The sequence below is a fragment of the Dyadobacter sp. HNCC25DJ184 genome (genome assembly GCF_056895215.1).
This window is the reverse complement of record NZ_JBXHAQ010000010.1, coordinates 1-16,107: the sequence shown is the minus strand read 5'-3', so window position 1 is coordinate 16,107 and position 16,107 is coordinate 1. Positions and strand designations below refer to the sequence as shown.

The window sequence follows — 16,107 nt, the reverse complement described above, 5'->3', positions numbered from 1 at the left end:
CCATAAGATTTATATAAATTGCTTTTTTTAAATCAAACACCCTTTCCAAATGGTACATACTACCTCCAATCCAAAGATCCAAGAAGGCCGTAACTTTAAGAGATTCACAGAGATGATGACCGTGAAGCAAGACACACTCCTGTTTGAACTCGGCGCAGACTGGAACCAGCAAAAAATTTCTCTTCTAGAACAAAAGGAAAAGATTGATTCCGACATTTTTAAGCAATGTGCGGCAATTCTCACAATAACTTAGTATTTGAACTCCGGAGGCTTAATTCATAAGACTAGCTCTCTTGATTATTAAATCAAGAACAAATTCAATCCGAGCTCCAATATCGATCATAAGAATATTAAATGAAGAGGTTAGATTACATTTGGGTAGAAAGTTACAAAGGTTTTGAAAATCAAGGATTCAACTTTTCAACACAGTTTGAATATACTTTTGAGTCTTCCACCAATCTTATAAGAAGAAGAGAGAATGAAAAGTATATTGAGAACCTATTTGGCACTGACGTTATTGAGATTACCGGCATAATCGGAAAGAATGCTTCCGGCAAAACCAATATTTTAGAGCTAATACAATATGTAATAAATGGCGGAAACACTATTATAAATAAGCCATTTTTAGTCGTTTTTACCAATTTCGGAGTGTCAGAGATTTACGCATACAGAATTTCGAAAGTTCGCTCAGACTTTGAAACTACATCACATCAATATAAAAATGGAATCGGCGATATAAATTCGATATTTTTCAGTAATGTATTTGATGGAAGACAATACAATTTCGACAAGAAAACTATAAATATCTCTTCGAACACACTCTTACAAGCAAATTTCGGAGAAAATGTATCCAAAGTTTATCAACGATCTATTCAAACGCAGATTAAATTTATCAACAGCCATTACTTCGAAGTCCTCGAGTCAGCTGAACAGAAGCTTACTAATAGTCAAAATTCCCGAATCCGGCCTTCGGATGTCATTTTAATTACTCCATTATGGTCAAACATTTTAAACCGAATTAAAATATTTGAAAAAAGATTCAAGGAAGAGAGTGGTTATGGTATTGAGTTATTAAAATTTGCTCAAAGTTTTAGATCCAAAATCACCAAGAGCGAGTCTCAATCCTCATTTAAGTATTTTACGGCATTTTTAATAGTTATTGACTTTATTCTGAATAGAAACGGCAATAAAGTCTTAAACGAAAGTCGTAATAGCAATGCGGAGGTTGCTCATCTCATAAAAAATCTTACGGGTTTGGAGAAAAATGAGGCAAGAATAGATGAGATATTTGATTATATTACAAGCGACTTTGCTGATCAAATAGACCAATTACGGCCCTTATTTGAAACTTCAAAATTTCTCCATGAGCTGAGAATTTTTGATTTAAACATCCCTAGATCTCAGGATTTCAAGGAAAACTTAGGATCTTACTCAAACCGTCGGATTCAATTTAAATTGCCCTATACTACTGATTTAGGGTATTTTCTGTCTTCATATTTCGAGGCGATCACAAATCAAAGTCTGTCATATAGCTTTGAATGGTCTGGTCTTAGTAGTGGCCATAAAGCTTACATTAATCTTTTTGCGAGCTTTTTTGCAGCTATTTCGCAAATTAATAATGAAGCAGTCCTGATTTGTATAGATGAAGGCGATCTATATTTTCATCCAAAGTGGCAGACGGAATTCTTAACCAAATTGATAAATATATTGCCATCTCTCCTGGGAAAACGCTGTCAGATATTTCTTACGACACACTCTCCATTTCTTGTGTCAGACTTACCCAAGTCGAATTTGATTTTCCTTGAAAGGAGTAACGACAATTTACGAGTAATCCCCAACAACTTAATAGACGGCGAAACGTTTGGTGGGAATATTGGTGAATTATATTTAGATGCATTTTTTATGGACGGTAATTTAATAAGTAATTTTGCAGCATCTAAGATTCAACAATTAGTTGACAAGTTGCGAATCGGATCTAGAATCACAGAACAGGATCGAATTTTAGTCTCAAACATTGGCGAGGAATTAATCAGAACTCAGTTAAATAATCTAATAGATGATATTAATTGATGATCACACTACGGCTGACTTGGACGTTATTGCACAAGCTCACTACAACAGCCTCGTCGGTAATCCACTAGTAGATGGAGTGAATTATCATGCTACTAATTCGCTAATTCAGAGAATCAGAAATAAACGCGATTTTGACTTTCGGTTGGGACATTCGACGAAGGTGAATTTTTGGAATTATCTGCTTGAAAATAACTTCCTGAATTTGCATAGATTAATCACAGGAAGGCCACAAGTTCTGAAAGCAATTATAGGAGAGATAGAGGTTATTACTGGGCCACATTTTTTTTGCATTAATGGCGATTATCATAGTGCTTCGTTGACTGTATTTGGTAATGAGGTGAAAACAATTTTCAATTACAATAATTATAGGACAAAAGATGAGTGCAGAGATACTTACAACGAACTTCGCTTGTCTCTTTGCCCATATTGCAACGAACAAGTAACACAAGTAATCGAAAACGTACACCCACTATCAGGTGAGAGGCGGCGCCAGGCTCTATTGCAGCTGGATCACTTTTATCCTCAAGCTAGACATCCATACTTTGCTGTGTCTTTTTTTAATATGATTCCTGGATGTTCAGTTTGCAATGCTCAGCTCAAACTAGAAAAGAAATTTGATATAGATAGTCATTTTAATCCATTTCACAGGAGGCTAGACGATTACTTTGCGTTTGAGCTGAATAGTCTCCAGTGTATTTCTGAAAATGATGTGGTGTTATCTTATAGAAATAAATACCCATATCCAGATAATGCTCTTACAGATTTCAATATAATGGAGCGATACAAAAACCAGGTTCATAGAAGAGCAATTTATAAGCTTTTTGTTTCCCTCAAGAATCATAGCCCCAAGATTAATAAATCTATTAGTAGGCAAATAGTAAATTTATTTACTGCAGGGGAATCTCAGAGAAAAATACTGTTGAGTATCAGTAATATTCCTGAAAATCAAAAAGATATTGGCCAGGTATTTTTAGGAAAAGTTAAAAGGGATGTTGCTATCCAAATGGGTGTTTTGTAGCCAATTCTCGGCGATCTCGGTATTACTGGCAACTATATTCGCCGGCAATGTAAAGGTTAGTATTTCGAGCTCAATAATTATTATCCACGCTTGTACCTAAGACATTAATCAGGTGAAACTAGAAGCTAGGATAGTTAAACCTAGCACGTCTTTCATGGCGAGTCGTGATCATTCGCTTCAATATGTAATCTTCGGATCGTTTAATGATCGGGGAAGGGAATTCATTAAGGTTCTCCCCGGTTTTCAGACGGTTGAAAGTAGAGTTTCCGGTGTTCCGTGATGTAAATTAACAAATTCTTTCGGTGTAAAATCATTCAATGCACAGTGTGGTCTGAAGTGATTATATTCCCATCTAAAATCTTCGATTTTTTCTCGTGTATCATCCAAGGATAAGAACCAGTTAACGGATAGACAGTAGCCCGAATACTAAAAAAACACGCTATAAAACCTATTCGTCGCTATAGGAAAAACAATCCGCCAATTAGATATGCAAAGCTGATCCCAGGTGAACGCGTTCAATTAGACGTTTGCAAGATCAAGGCTGGGTTGTATCAATACACTGCTATTGATGACTGTACGCGGCTTTTATCGCTGATTTCGATTGCGATTTTTGTTTATGGCCTTTAATGAAAGTCGTGAATAACTTCCATTCGATTGCGACCATCCAAATAATTACTAGATCATCTAGCAGGGACTCGATCCTAGGATTCTGACAAAATTGTGGAGTGAACATTGGGGGCGAATCCTCTGGAAGTCTCATTGAGTAAATCTGTGATAAAAATCTTGATAGTCGTTTAATCATTATTAATTAACCCGTCGTTACCTTAGAACTCAGCTCAAAACAGTTACGATCTGATCAATAGTTAGATTCCATTTTGCTATTTCAGCGAGGGATTCGAACCAGTGACTTAATAGGCTGGAAATAAACAAGATATCTATTCTCCGAAAATCCCTTCCATGATGTTCGAACAATCAAAATTCCGATAGACGTATTCCATACAGCTGGCTGATTGTCAGCAGCAAACAATTCTGAATTTGTAAAGGGAATGCTTTGATTTTGTCATAAAAAAGCATTATTTGATTCCTTAAAATTCGGGTAAAAAAGGTCAGATAAGACGATCTTTAAACCTTCGTAAGCCTTTTTAATCTCGTCTGGTAGGCCTGAAGATAGCTCCTTTTGGAACGATCATTTAAGAAAGAGGCATTGACCAAATTCTCGACTTTTTTCGAATTTGAAAGCATCACGTCGAAGATGGATTTAATCATTTTCATATTTAAGCCTGCCTCCTCCCCTAGAGTCTGAAATTGTGAAGCAATATTGCCCTTTGATATTTGAGGCGGCAATAGTCCATCATCCAGCGCAAAGTCCGAGTCATTCACATGAAGGCGGCTGTTAAGGAGATCGTATGCTGGACTGAGTCTGAAATCGCCCATACCGGTTTCGATAATCGAAAAGTTCTTAAAATGGGCGTCCCCATTCGAAAACAAGTAATTGAACATGATCAGCTTAAAAAGTCGAGGCGATTCCAAACCATAAATAGGTAAATATTTTTTTATGACGTTAAAGAGATCCATATAATTTCCCAGGTACTTATAATGTTCCCCGTGCGTCTGAGGACTTCTGCCCGACAAGGCCGCAAAGTCCTCCACAGCCTTCTTTCTACACTCCTCATCCACATCAAAGCGCTTGGTAAGGTATGCAGGTTCTTCATTTTTAAAAAAGATGAGTGCATTCTCTGCAGTTTCAATCCCATAAACCTGTCGTGCTATTTGCATCGTCAAATGTTCATTGGCAGGCATTTGATCTGCGTTACTGCCGACGGTTGGTATCGGTTTCAGGATATGTGTTCCCCTGTCGCCCTCCCCCACCAATCTCAACTTGTTCTTGACCTGTATTATAGAAAACTTTTCCTGAACACCCGAGATTGATATCCGCCTTTGACTCAAAACGAATGCTGCATCAACTTGGCCGGCGGAAGCTGGCGAATCATATGGTAAAACATGGGATACTTTCGCTCCACTAAACATTCGCTTAAGGCAAGTCCTGCTATAAGTATCATAACCTTCTGCTAAGGTGCCTGGACAGTATTTGATAACAGGCATACTCATGCTGATTCATTTGAACGCTTGACTGTGATAGCTCCTATGGCGTCAAATTCAGCAACGTTTAATAAAAGACCAAAATAATCATCCTCATCAATTTTCAAAGACTTGCAGATAACATGTTTATTAAAACCCTCCGGCAACATATTAGTGAAGAATGGAAAAAGCGTCTTGGAGCTATACTCCTTTATGGTTTTTGGCAACGTGAGACTCACCGAAGGTTTCTGGCTGTTTATCATCCACGCATCTTTATAAATAAAATTAAACGTGCCGTCGTTATGCTGTGTTAGCATACCAGCAACTTCCCCCTTGTATAGAATTTCTGCCTGTCTCATAATTATTTATCCATCGATTTGATTTGCAGAATGAGTTCCATTCCCAATACATCGGCAACTTTCTCAAAAGTCTCAATGGTGGGATTTCCCTTTCCACTTTCCAGCTGTTTCAACGTTCTTAGTCCAACTCCAGACATCCCGGCGAGGGTCTCTTGGGTTATGCCAAGAAGTTTTCTTCGTTCCTTTATAATATCATTGATATGCATTATACAGCACTTTTTTAATGTAAATATAAAGAAATTTAATCAATACTCATAAAATAGGCAATATAATACACTTTTCGATTAAAAATTAACGTCTGATGTTCAATTTGCCACTTTAAGTGCAATTTAGTGCACTTTTTCGTCATGTCGTCTGTCAGCTGTGGAGAGTTCGGAGTTCCTGATCACGCCAATTCGGAAAATTAGGACATATCCTGTCCGACTGAATTGACCACTTTAAATAAATGATTTAGACTCTTTGATCTCATGCATAGCGATAGTCTGTTGGGGGTTAATCCGCCACGGAATCAGATGGTCAAGGCATGCAAATTCTCTACCTAGGGCAAGTCTGGAATAAAATATGATGAATTTGCTCAAAATCAGTAAGGGCTTACCGGGATTTCCAGCAAACCCTTAAAACCTTTCATTTCAAAAATCAGCAAAAACATGTCCCTCGATTTCGCTGTAACCGTCCAGAAACAAATCTTTGGCATAGGCTTCGTAATCAAAATACCTTTCCAAAGTCTCAGGTACGTTGGAAAGCATACCGGTGTCTTCAATGTACTGATAGGCATATTCAACCCTGGCATCTTTCATCGAGCCTCCAAAGAATCCTCGATAGCTTTCATCAAATTGTTGCAGAGCTTCGTCAAAGTCATCAATGGCACCTGACAAAATATTTTTGATGTAAATCTCAAAGGCTTCACATCTTTCCGTATTCATATCTGAGGTAATTTCGAAATAGCGGAAAGCGTCCTGATGCAAACTGCATTCCGAAATCAGAAAGTCAGGAATATTTTCCCAATCCTGAAACATCAGCTCACATCCGTTACTAATAGACTCGTCCTTATGATAATCATAACATGCCTGAAAGAACTCCTCGGAGCTTGCAAAGTCAGTGAGGTCGAACCATTCGCCAAAGAGACTGCCGTTGTTGTATTGACCATATGTTCCAACATAGATTCTTGGGGCGTTATCAAATGATCTCATGATTGAAAGTTTTTTAAGTAGCTGACCCTGGTGGGCCGCCCCGGCTTTGTGCTCAGGGCAATCGCTACCGACCCTCAAAGAAAAAATGACGGGGTTTTCCCCTTGACTGCGAGCCCATCCGGCGGTTTAAGGTGCGCGGAATGTGCAGAGATAAATAGCCGGATGACAACGTGCAGGCTTGCAGTCGTCATTTTTTACTTTGTAACTTTCGTTTGCACTGATCGCAATGCTTTTACTTCCTTCATCTTAGAAGCTCACACTGAAAAACCTTCAAGAGATATCGAGACCGTCATTATATGAATTGATTTTAGTATTCTTATGAAGTAATTCCACAAGTTTTGTTAGGCGGGTATAAATAGCCAGCGTGTCGATCCATTCAACCCACAGATGTGCCGCCTGATTGCTTAAACTAAAATTGCATATCTCGGAAAGGTCCTGTTTCCATTGCTCTAGCGATTTGTATTCAAAAAAGCCAACTAAAAACTGGGTCAGATCGTTGCTACGACTCTCTTCCAGCGAATTAGGCACATCTAAATCACAAGTAGCGTCAGACATCCTATATATTAAATAAGAAGCATTAATGATCGATTCCAGATTTTCAAAAAAATGCAATACATCCGCAGGACTTGCTTTTTGATAAAAATGGTTCTCTGAGCAGGCTTCAAGAATGCCTAAAAGATAGTTATTGAATTCCTCGGCAGAATACCCATCAATGAAGCTAGATACAACCTGATACGGATCGTTTATCTTTTCTCTAAACCAGATGGAATTACGGCGAACTCTTTTGGAAATTTTCTTCATTTTTTTCTCGGCCAGAGCATTTGGACTGTTCCTTGATACTTTTACATCCGTTTCGGCAATTAGCTGTTGACTAAAATCCTGGGAAATGTTAATCCAAGAATTTATTGATTCACCACCAGCTTCACTTGTTGAGGGCGGCTGTGTTTTCACCAGTAGATACATGGCCTCAATAGCGGGAGTCAGATTTTCGAAAAAGTAAATCAGCTCTCCATTTCCTGCTTGACTATTTTTATTCTCAGTCGCAACTGAAGCTGACAACATCTGCCAAAGAAAGAACCGGCAATCAGACAGACTATAATCCTGAAAGAACTGCTTTAACAGGTTATCAGGAACTTCGATCTCATTTTGCGACATCCATACGGGCCGCATATCAGCTGGGTTTTCAGAAATGAATCTCATCGCGTGGCTTGTTCATGTTAAGCATGACAGAATTTGGGATGAGATCCAGTTCTAAAAAATTCAATTATTGGGAATTTTAGCCTAAAACGGCTATTTTAGAATTTTGATAGCCATCTATTTCAATTTATCTTGAGACCATGAGCACTTCCAGCGACAATAGCAAGACGATTCATCAGGGCAGAAATATTAAAAGATTCAGGGAAATGGTCGGTCTGAAACAGGATGCACTCGCGTATGAGCTGGGAGAAGAATGGACGCAAAAGCGCGTCTCTCTGTTAGAACAGAAAGAGGTAATTGAGCAGGGAATACTTGATCAAGTGGCTAAAATTTTGAAAGTAAACTCCGAAGCTATTAAGAGCTTCGACGAAGAATCGGTTATCAATAATATCAATACATTCTACGATCATAGTGCTTTTAATTTTCAGTGCACGTTCAATCCAATCGACAAATGGGTTGAAGCTTTGGAAGAAAACAAAAAGCTGTATGAACGTCTGCTTCAATCCGAACAGGAAAAAGTTGAACTTTTGAAACAGCTTTTAGGCCAAAAGTCTTAGTCACCGTTATCGAACTGTAGAATTAGTTATCCCTATTTTTAGAGACACATTTTTTGTCGTAACCCCTCCGTCGCCGGTGAGAGGGGATTTCGAAAAAAATGTTTTTATTAATGTATTGTTTTTGGTGTCTGAAAAGATTTCAATTTTAACATTCCCGTTCTCAAATTCGCAGGCCCTTCCATTTCCGCTGAGTTTGTTTTTCACTGACTTCGGGTTTTAATTCAACTTTCACTGCATTTCCAATTCTGGATTCTATCGCAGCAAGGGAGTAATCTCTTCCAATCTGGGAACCTTTCACTTTCAATTTGCTTTTTGGATCGAAAAACGCGATACCTCTGCCGGTATAGGTTTTTATTCCTTTCATTTCCAGATTCTGTTTTAGCTCAGTTACAGAGCTGACCTTCTGCAAAAGTCCGTCAATGATTTCTTTGAGCGCTAAAATATACTTATCCTGTGAAGCGGCCTGTTTTACTTTGCTGTTCAGCTTCATATCGGGTGTAATGGTGAGTCCCAGTTCGACTTCCATTCGCCTGCAAAAACTGCCTGTCCTTGCGTAATTATTAAAATGATCCGCCGTGTTTTTGCCGTTGTAGTTGATCCGGTTGGCTACAATATGAAAATGCGAATGAGCCGTATCCTTGTGTTTAAAAACAAGTATCTGGTTCTGTTCAAATCCAAACTCTTTTGCAAATGCCTGTGATATGGCCGTGATCTTATCGTTTGAAACATCCTCTCCCTGCTGAAAGCTGAACGACTGGTGCCAGATGAACTTGGTCAGGTTTCTGTTTTTGTCCATATTCTCTAAAAACTGTTTAGCCAGATAGTCGATATCCAGCCTGCCATCGGCCGTAGTCTTTAGTCCAAGGTGCTGAATATAAACCAGCTCACCACGCACGTCCACTGTTGTCAGCTCTTTTCTGGATTTTGCCGTCAGCTCCTTCTCATAATAACAGTACTCAAGTATGCCCTTGGCATACTTTCCAAGTCCGGCTTTACCAATCATATTTTATTCGTTTGATGATTTTTGAGAGCGCGTCTTCAACCGCTTTGTGTACGACCGCTGGATTTTCGGCCTGCCAGCTTACCCAATCTCTGGTTGACCGCTGGAATTCTCCGCTTTGATAGTAAGCCTGGTGGCTCGTCAGTAGCTTTTTGCAGTTTATGATCACTTGTGCCACCCTTCCAAGTATCTGATTTTTACTTTCTGAACTGTCGAGCATTTGACCTAAGTATACATTTAGCTGCTGCATTAGGTCAATGATTTCGGTCATCGTCTTTTGGAATTTTCTGATCTCAAATTCTTCAAAAAGCCAAAGTGAAATCAGATTTGCTATCAGTCGGACCCGCTGACTACTTTGCTCCCACTGCTGGCTTTGCATCTGATGATCTTTGGTTTTGAGTACTGCCAGCGAAAGAATCCCCGAGAGCTGCTCCAATATCCGGATGGTCTCTCCGGTCTTCGTAGGGAGCTCTCTTCGCTTCGGTCGTTTCCAGGGGCTGTCCAGCGCCAGTGTCACAAAAAACTGACTGGCCGAAAGTCCGGACTTTTCAATGATCCCGCTGATTTTTTGCTTTTCCTCTTTGGTCACCCACACCGAAAAGTGGTCTCGTCTTACAACCCTCTCGCTTTTCGCAGGTCTCCCTTTCTGTTTTTTATTTTCCATGATTCTTTTATCATTTGGCTATGAGCCTTGGGGCGAATAGCGGGGGTCCGGGGGTTTCCCATGGCCAGCTCCTGCCGGTAGGAGCATTTTTGCGACGTACCGGCGATAGCTGGCTGTGGAGAAAACCACCGCTTGGCTTACAAAAGTTAACTAATGGCAGCGTTTGGCAGCAAAAGTTTGCAAAAGTTCAAAAAAGTCAACTTGACTTTTTCAGCCATCTATTTCCTTCCCAAAGGCACCAAAACCTGTTTGTTTTTTTGATCAAATACGTATTCTTCTCCAATAATTATATCCCCATCGGAAGGGACCGGACGAAGTACCAGGTATTTTGCTCCGCCCCTCTCTATGATTCTTCCATTCTGCATTAGAAGCGCATAATCAATCACATTCTCATAGGTGTCAATGATCGCCTTTCGCTTTTCAAAACCCTCAGCTGTATACGCATACCAGAAAATAAGTATTCCGACAATGATTGCCGCGATGCACGCAGGACCAGATACACCCAGTCCAAAATACAAAGCTTCCTTATTTGAGCCGAGTTGAACAATTCTCTGGCTGGTTTTGATCTTTTCTTTGGCACTGGCAATCTCATCTTTGCAAGCACTGAGTTCACGTGTAAGTTGGGCGAAGTTCTCATGGATTTCCTCAAGAACCATCGCTGTCCAGTCATCGATCAAATGACCATATTTCTGTCCATACTTACCGTTCAACCGGTTGAGAAGTTCTCTGATCTGGCTATTCATAATCGAAATGCTCCCTTAATTCCTTACTCAGCCTTATTCTTGCTCCTGGGCGATATTGATCCCGACTATAGCCATTTCGAATGCCATCCAGGATTTGAGTACCCAGCAGGCTATTTGAGTCAAAGTCGCCAAAACTCGCATATTCAATTCCCATCTCAATACAATGGTCTTTAAGCTCCTGTGAAAGCTTGGGGTACTGTTTAAAGGTGTGAATGTTCTCGCAGGCGATAATACGAAACTGCCCTTCAAGCGCATCGTGGATTTTTGACAGGTACTCGCCACACGCAAGATAGGCCCCACCGGCTGCCATCACAATATGGAAAGTCACATCATAACCCAGCTCATCGCACCACGCTTTAAAATCCAGGTCTCGTGAGATGAGCGCGGGAAACTGCTCGCTTTCCGGTGCGCCAAAGTCCATATAAATTTGCTCAAAGGGGCAGTCGACCAGGCTTTCCATATAGCCGACAAATATATCCCTGACCAGTACCTCGCGCTTATCGATTAGTGACACCCGTTCGAGTCTTTGGTTGCCCAAAAACAGCAATTGTCTGCTTGAGGTTTGAGTTGAGCTGTCCACATCAACAAACAGGGTATTGTTTTCTGCTTCTGACAATGCTTTCAGATAAGTATACAAACTCTTGCCTACACCGCCTTTGGCTTGCAGGACAAAATGAAATTTTCGCTTCATGGTTTCTTAGTAAATTTGGATTGAACAATTAGGTTTTCTTGCAGATCGATGCTGTCGGGATCAGTCCATGTACCGACCTGTTTTTCAATGCGTTTTTGGCCGGATTTATCAGGTCTGTTACCAGGTAGCGGTGAAACGGCTGCATGATTGTCCAGCTTTTTAAGCGGCCGGTTTTTGAACTGGTAACGGCAGAATTTAACGTCCGCACTGGTGACCAGGCCTTCACGGTCCAGCTTCTTGTTAATGATCTCAGCGGTGTACACAGCTGTCAGATCAGACTGGATTATGTCCCGGAAGAGCCTGAAAAGCAGACGCCTTCGTTTCTTGTCTTTTCTTTCAAAAAGCTCAATTAACGTCTGATTATCCATCTGACTTCTCATTTCCGGTAGGATCAGGGTGACTGCCAGGTGAAAGCTCTACTGTGGTTAGTAAACCAGACATAGCATTAGCATCCGCAGTCCATTTCACTGCGTTTGCCCTGATATACTTGATATCATAAAAGACAATGACACTCTTTCCCAGATCCTGATTAATTATTTCGATCAGAAAGCGGATGGAGCAGAGCTGATCGAAAAGACCACGGTAGTACTCAAAAAGTATCCGGCGACGTTTGGGATCCTTGCGCTCATAGAGCCGAAGGACCAATTCTTTGTTGATTTGCATAGGACTCAATTTTAAATTGTGTTTTTTCTTCTTACCTCTGCAAAATTCGAAAGCGTGCAATGCCCATTCATTCCGCAGGTTCGGGAAGGAATAAAAAGAATAAAATAGTTTCGAGCTTAAAGAAAAACGTCACAGTTCCCGGATCATCAGAAGACAATCCTGAATATAAACAGACCGGTTTTCATTGGCTGCGGCATTGAAGGTTTGTTGCTGGGCAGCTTGAAAGATTTTGACAAAGGATGTCGGCGCGATCTCATGCTCGATCCAGGAATTGAATAATGCCGCAATTTGCTGGGCGTTTAGTTTCTGGCTGATATGTCCGTTTTTGTCCAGGGCAAAGTACAAGGCTGCAAGTTGAAGCCTGCCGCCCCTGCTTGCATTCCTAAATGTATATTTCCCATTGTTATCGGTACTGCTGATCCACTGTTCTTTGACAAGAATGTCAATCAAATTTTGAAATTTGAGCTTTCTTTCGCTTTCATCCTTTCCGGTGAGGATTTCGTGAAATTGTGAGAACACGACTTTGGGAGCTCTTTTATTCTCTGAATCTGACATATGACCGGATTTGTCCAGCAAGTGACCCAATTGATTTTCGATATCACATATCCATTGATTGATATCCAAATCTTTTCTTGGCTGGTCGCTCTGAATACTTTTTAGCCACAAATAAATCAGATTGATAGCAGCTGATTTCGATTTAGGTGAACTGTAATCTTTCCTGCTCAACAGCTGCTCTAAAATCTCGCGGTTGTTAGTGAGCAGGAATGCTGTTCTCGCCCGGACCAGATCAATTCTGTCTCGTTTGGCTTTTTCTAAATACCAGTAGCTGAAAGGTGATTTGCGAAATGAAAATTCATATTGATCAAGAAATGAGATGGAATCATCTGTCAAAGAGAAAAGGTAGCGGTTATGATACAAAATCAACATCCTGTTCAGACAGGTCAGATCATTCTCATAAAAACTCCCACAGAATTCCTCAATTAGAAATTTTACAAGAGGATACCGAAGACTACCTTCTAGATTCATAGTGATCACCGTTTTGTTTTACTGTTTTACCCATTCGATCATGGACTGGAGTGTTTTGATGACTGCCTCCTTGTCGCTTTCTTCAACGTTATAAGCTTTCGAACGCATACTTTCCCATGAAATATCCTGCACTCTGGGTGTTGAAAGAAAGGGGGCTATACTTTTGAAAACCAGGCTCATCGATCTGGCTTTGATGATCCTGAGTGAATCCAGTGCCCGGAGAATAATGGCGATCTGATCGGCTGAAAGAAAGCAGATCAGCTTGAATGGTTCTGACTTGACCGTTTGGACGTCCTGCGTCTGAATGCTTGAGGGTTCTTTAAATTCCCATTGCTGCTTCTTTTCCAGGTGGGTCAGCTCATGACGGAACCAGCTGATAATGATTTCCTTTAGCGGTGGGTAATTCGGGTTAAGGCCCAAGCCTGTTTTTGAGTAAAGAAGGTTAAACTGTTTGGAGCAGCTGAGAAGTTCGGAAATTTGATCCGTGAGCTGCTCGCAACTATTGACCTGGACCAAAATGTGGTCAGTTAAATAGTTTACAAAAGCACGGCTATTGAAGTTTAGATAAACCAGCTGTTTAATCAGGTCATCCTGCATTTTAACTTTATCGGTCTTGAAGGCAGTTTTCTCTAAAGCTTTAATCAGTTCTTTTTTGTAAGCAGCCTCCTTAAATGTGATTGCCCGGCCGTGATTGCCATTGACAAAACTTTCCAGTGGGTGGAAAACAATTTCAATCAGACGTTTGTCTTGCAAACATACCGAGATCGATTCTTTGCATGGATGCATCCGGGATTCAATCTGCTGCTGCATCCGTGTCAGATACATTTCCGGGACTGGATCGTCACCAGTGATAAACTCCTGAAAACAATCTTCCATAAACGTCAGCAGTTCACAGATGCATTCAATCACTGAAAGGTAGGCTACCTGAACATGCTCAGCGGCTTCTGTAAGAAAAGGAGCATACTCGTGAGCTGTATTAAGAAGTCTGGAAAGCGCCAGATAATACCGCCTGACAATTCGTTTGCTTTTTGTGTTACTATGAACGGCCAGGAAGTGGCCTTTCAAAAGGTACTGGATTTTCTCAGTTTGAATTTTCGCCTCGCTGGTGAGAATTTCCGCTTGCTGCCTACTTAGAAGGCCCACCTGGGCCTTGAGGGGGTTAAAAGTAACCGTAATGATCAAATCCAGCCATTGGAGTGAGTAATCTTTTTGTCCCATAACGTCGTCATCGTTTTATAATCCGATTGTTTCTGGTGCGGCTAGAAACAGACAAAATTTGAGTATGTGATTGGCAGCAACCTAATTTCAGGGATCAAAAAGGGAAAATTAGGGACGAAAAGGTGTTAGAGTCTTACACTGATTTCTAACGATTTGAATTGGATAGGTCCGTATGATGGTCATTTTGGTATCAGTGGAAGTAAGTTGGCTCCTACCTCAGACTATTGATTCTGATTTTTCAGTTTTCCATCCGCCGATTTTTTTGAGGTTCCATAACAGATTATTTGTCTACTCTCCGCTAGCGACCCTTATTCTGAATTTCGTCACTTAACATAACGTATTGTTATACAACAAAATATTGTTTGGTGAACAAGCCATAAAATAGAAATTTCCGGACTACTCGGCAGTTTTCAATAAGCTCTCTAAGATTTTGAAAGCGTTGCTAAAAGCAGAAAGCTCTGTCTTAAATCTTTGATAGCCGAAAAGTGCGACATCTACTGGCATTGTAGTACCATTTCCTTTCCGAATTCTAAATTCAAACGAAGGACAATTATCGTCAATGGAAGATGGTGTTATTGTAATCTCGATGTATAAACCTTGATCATCAAAAAAATCATAGAGATCTCTGTTACTGAACCTATCGCTCAGGTCAGTATATTGTTCAAGTAACTTATATGCCTTGGGATAGTTTTCCTGAGCTATTTCAAGTATTGGTAACATCCTGGTATTCTACATTAGAACAGTGAAAAAATCCGCAAAATGCAAATTATAGGTCAATGTGATGGCATGGGAAGGGTAAAGTACCGCAATTCTAGCTGCTAATTGCCTTGGATGACTAGCTCGGAAGCAATGCTTGTAAGCAATGCTTGTAAGATATCTAGACTTTGTTTCATGTTGTTGACAACCTCGGCGGGAGGCATGGAGTTTCCACCACCCCCGTGAAACACCCGTTCACTACCCTCTCCTACAATTTTCGATCGATGATCGTTTTTGGTCATAGGAAATCTATGTGTAAACGCGTTCCTAATGTTGGACGTCAACTTTGCATCTTCCTCAAATTTTTTCAAAGCATTCGCGACTTCAATATTCCCGATCTTAGCTAAAACTGACGACATGCGCACCTGATGCTCGTTCAAGGGTAAATCGAAGTACAGATTAGTAATCTGTAAGATTGTTTCTCGAGCTGAAAAGTAGTGATAGTAAAACCCTTCACAGTAGTATTCAAAAAGGATCCTGCTCAACTCTATATTGCTTGAAAAGTTGCCCGGGTCTCGAAAAATGCCGCGTTTGTGATTCGTCATCGCGACAATATAAGATAAACGAAGTTTTCCGAGTTTATTACCAAGATGGTTATCCCACCAAAATAGGTCACCAGACTTTTTTACTGCTTCGAAAGACAATTCTTCTTCGATAAGCAATCGCATTTCGTTAATAGGCTGGAACCCAAAATTTGGAAGCTTCGGCACATCAGGAACGATTTCCGCAACTTCTGACTCCGTCGGATATTCTAATTTGGTAAAAAAGTCAAAAACGAGACGATTTGATATCATATTTAGACACTGGATAACTGAAGAAAGACAAACTCTGCTGATGGTCAATCTGGTATCAGGTGGTCACACTGTCAGAATT

The 16,107-nt window shown here is 40.4% G+C and carries 19 protein-coding genes; 3 read left to right on the top strand and 16 right to left on the bottom strand.

Features of this window, described 5'->3' with window-relative positions; translation table 11 throughout:
• Window positions 1-354 precede the first annotated feature (354 nt).
• Window positions 355-2,070, top strand: coding sequence for an AAA family ATPase (locus AC1XUD_RS15805; protein ID WP_483361997.1), 1,716 nt, complete (start codon window positions 355-357; stop codon window positions 2,068-2,070).
• On the top strand, window positions 2,057-3,091 hold the full coding sequence (locus AC1XUD_RS15800) for a hypothetical protein (RefSeq protein ID WP_483361996.1): 1,035 nt from the start codon (window positions 2,057-2,059) through the stop codon (window positions 3,089-3,091). Before AC1XUD_RS15805 ends, AC1XUD_RS15800 begins: the two co-directional genes overlap by 14 nt.
• Window positions 3,092-3,334: 243 nt before the next feature.
• On the opposite strand, the gene AC1XUD_RS15795 is transcribed toward AC1XUD_RS15800, so the two are convergent.
• The 6 genes from AC1XUD_RS15795 to AC1XUD_RS15770 form a co-directional block, all read right to left on the bottom strand.
• Window positions 3,335-3,478 (bottom strand): integrase core domain-containing protein, encoded by a 144-nt coding sequence (locus AC1XUD_RS15795; RefSeq protein ID WP_483361995.1) that lies wholly within the window; start codon window positions 3,476-3,478, stop codon window positions 3,335-3,337.
• 735 nt (window positions 3,479-4,213) lie between these two features.
• Window positions 4,214-5,200 carry a HipA domain-containing protein gene (locus AC1XUD_RS15790; RefSeq protein ID WP_483361994.1) on the bottom strand — a complete coding sequence of 329 codons (987 nt, stop codon included), beginning with the start codon at window positions 5,198-5,200 and terminating at the stop codon, window positions 4,214-4,216.
• Window positions 5,197-5,529, bottom strand: a complete 333-nt coding sequence (locus tag AC1XUD_RS15785) for a HipA N-terminal domain-containing protein (protein ID WP_483361993.1) — start codon at window positions 5,527-5,529, stop codon at window positions 5,197-5,199. Before AC1XUD_RS15785 ends, AC1XUD_RS15790 begins: the two co-directional genes overlap by 4 nt.
• Before the next feature lie 2 nt (window positions 5,530-5,531).
• The gene (locus AC1XUD_RS15780) at window positions 5,532-5,735 is read right to left on the bottom strand and encodes a helix-turn-helix domain-containing protein (protein ID WP_483361992.1); all 204 of its coding nucleotides are present in this window, start codon (window positions 5,733-5,735) and stop codon (window positions 5,532-5,534) included.
• A gap of 423 nt (window positions 5,736-6,158) precedes the next feature.
• Entirely contained in the window at window positions 6,159-6,719 is a 561-nt protein-coding gene (locus AC1XUD_RS15775; protein WP_483361991.1) for an antirestriction protein ArdA, read from the bottom strand.
• 270 nt (window positions 6,720-6,989) lie between these two features.
• On the bottom strand, window positions 6,990-7,874 hold the full coding sequence (locus AC1XUD_RS15770; RefSeq protein ID WP_483361990.1) for a hypothetical protein: 885 nt from the start codon (window positions 7,872-7,874) through the stop codon (window positions 6,990-6,992).
• Window positions 7,875-8,056: 182 nt separating this feature from the next.
• Between AC1XUD_RS15770 and AC1XUD_RS15765 the strand changes: the two genes are divergently transcribed.
• Window positions 8,057-8,473, top strand: coding sequence for an XRE family transcriptional regulator (locus tag AC1XUD_RS15765; protein WP_483361989.1), 417 nt, complete (start codon window positions 8,057-8,059; stop codon window positions 8,471-8,473).
• Between the two features lie 160 nt (window positions 8,474-8,633).
• On the opposite strand, the gene AC1XUD_RS15760 is transcribed toward AC1XUD_RS15765, so the two are convergent.
• The 10 genes from AC1XUD_RS15760 to AC1XUD_RS15715 all read right to left on the bottom strand — a co-directional run bounded on the left by AC1XUD_RS15760 (window position 8,634) and on the right by AC1XUD_RS15715 (window position 16,028).
• Window positions 8,634-9,476 carry a relaxase/mobilization nuclease domain-containing protein gene (locus AC1XUD_RS15760; protein WP_483361988.1) on the bottom strand — a complete coding sequence of 281 codons (843 nt, stop codon included), beginning with the start codon at window positions 9,474-9,476 and terminating at the stop codon, window positions 8,634-8,636.
• Window positions 9,466-10,137 (bottom strand): plasmid mobilization protein, encoded by a 672-nt coding sequence (locus AC1XUD_RS15755; RefSeq protein ID WP_483361987.1) that lies wholly within the window; start codon window positions 10,135-10,137, stop codon window positions 9,466-9,468. The genes AC1XUD_RS15760 and AC1XUD_RS15755 overlap by 11 nt, the downstream gene beginning before the upstream one ends.
• 218 nt (window positions 10,138-10,355) lie before the next feature.
• Window positions 10,356-10,880, bottom strand: a complete 525-nt coding sequence (locus tag AC1XUD_RS15750; protein WP_483361986.1) for a hypothetical protein — start codon at window positions 10,878-10,880, stop codon at window positions 10,356-10,358.
• Complete coding sequence (locus tag AC1XUD_RS15745) at window positions 10,873-11,571, bottom strand: P-loop NTPase family protein (RefSeq protein WP_483361985.1); 699 nt, start codon at window positions 11,569-11,571, stop codon at window positions 10,873-10,875. The genes AC1XUD_RS15750 and AC1XUD_RS15745 overlap by 8 nt, the downstream gene beginning before the upstream one ends.
• Window positions 11,568-11,951: a hypothetical protein gene (locus AC1XUD_RS15740; RefSeq protein WP_483361984.1), complete on the bottom strand. Its 384-nt coding sequence runs from the start codon at window positions 11,949-11,951 to the stop codon at window positions 11,568-11,570. The genes AC1XUD_RS15745 and AC1XUD_RS15740 overlap by 4 nt, the downstream gene beginning before the upstream one ends.
• Entirely contained in the window at window positions 11,932-12,234 is a 303-nt protein-coding gene (locus AC1XUD_RS15735; RefSeq protein ID WP_483361983.1) for a hypothetical protein, read from the bottom strand. The genes AC1XUD_RS15740 and AC1XUD_RS15735 overlap by 20 nt, the downstream gene beginning before the upstream one ends.
• A 129-nt stretch (window positions 12,235-12,363) precedes the next feature.
• Window positions 12,364-13,260 (bottom strand): hypothetical protein, encoded by an 897-nt coding sequence (locus AC1XUD_RS15730; RefSeq protein ID WP_483361982.1) that lies wholly within the window; start codon window positions 13,258-13,260, stop codon window positions 12,364-12,366.
• A gap of 18 nt (window positions 13,261-13,278) precedes the next feature.
• A complete protein-coding gene (locus AC1XUD_RS15725; RefSeq protein ID WP_483361981.1) occupies window positions 13,279-14,478 on the bottom strand; it encodes a hypothetical protein in 1,200 nt (399 codons plus the stop codon).
• Window positions 14,479-14,874: 396 nt separating this feature from the next.
• Entirely contained in the window at window positions 14,875-15,198 is a 324-nt protein-coding gene (locus AC1XUD_RS15720; protein WP_483361980.1) for a hypothetical protein, read from the bottom strand.
• Window positions 15,199-15,296: 98 nt separating this feature from the next.
• Complete coding sequence (locus AC1XUD_RS15715) at window positions 15,297-16,028, bottom strand: Cthe_2314 family HEPN domain-containing protein (protein ID WP_483361979.1); 732 nt, start codon at window positions 16,026-16,028, stop codon at window positions 15,297-15,299.
• Between the last annotated feature and the right edge of the window lie 79 nt (window positions 16,029-16,107).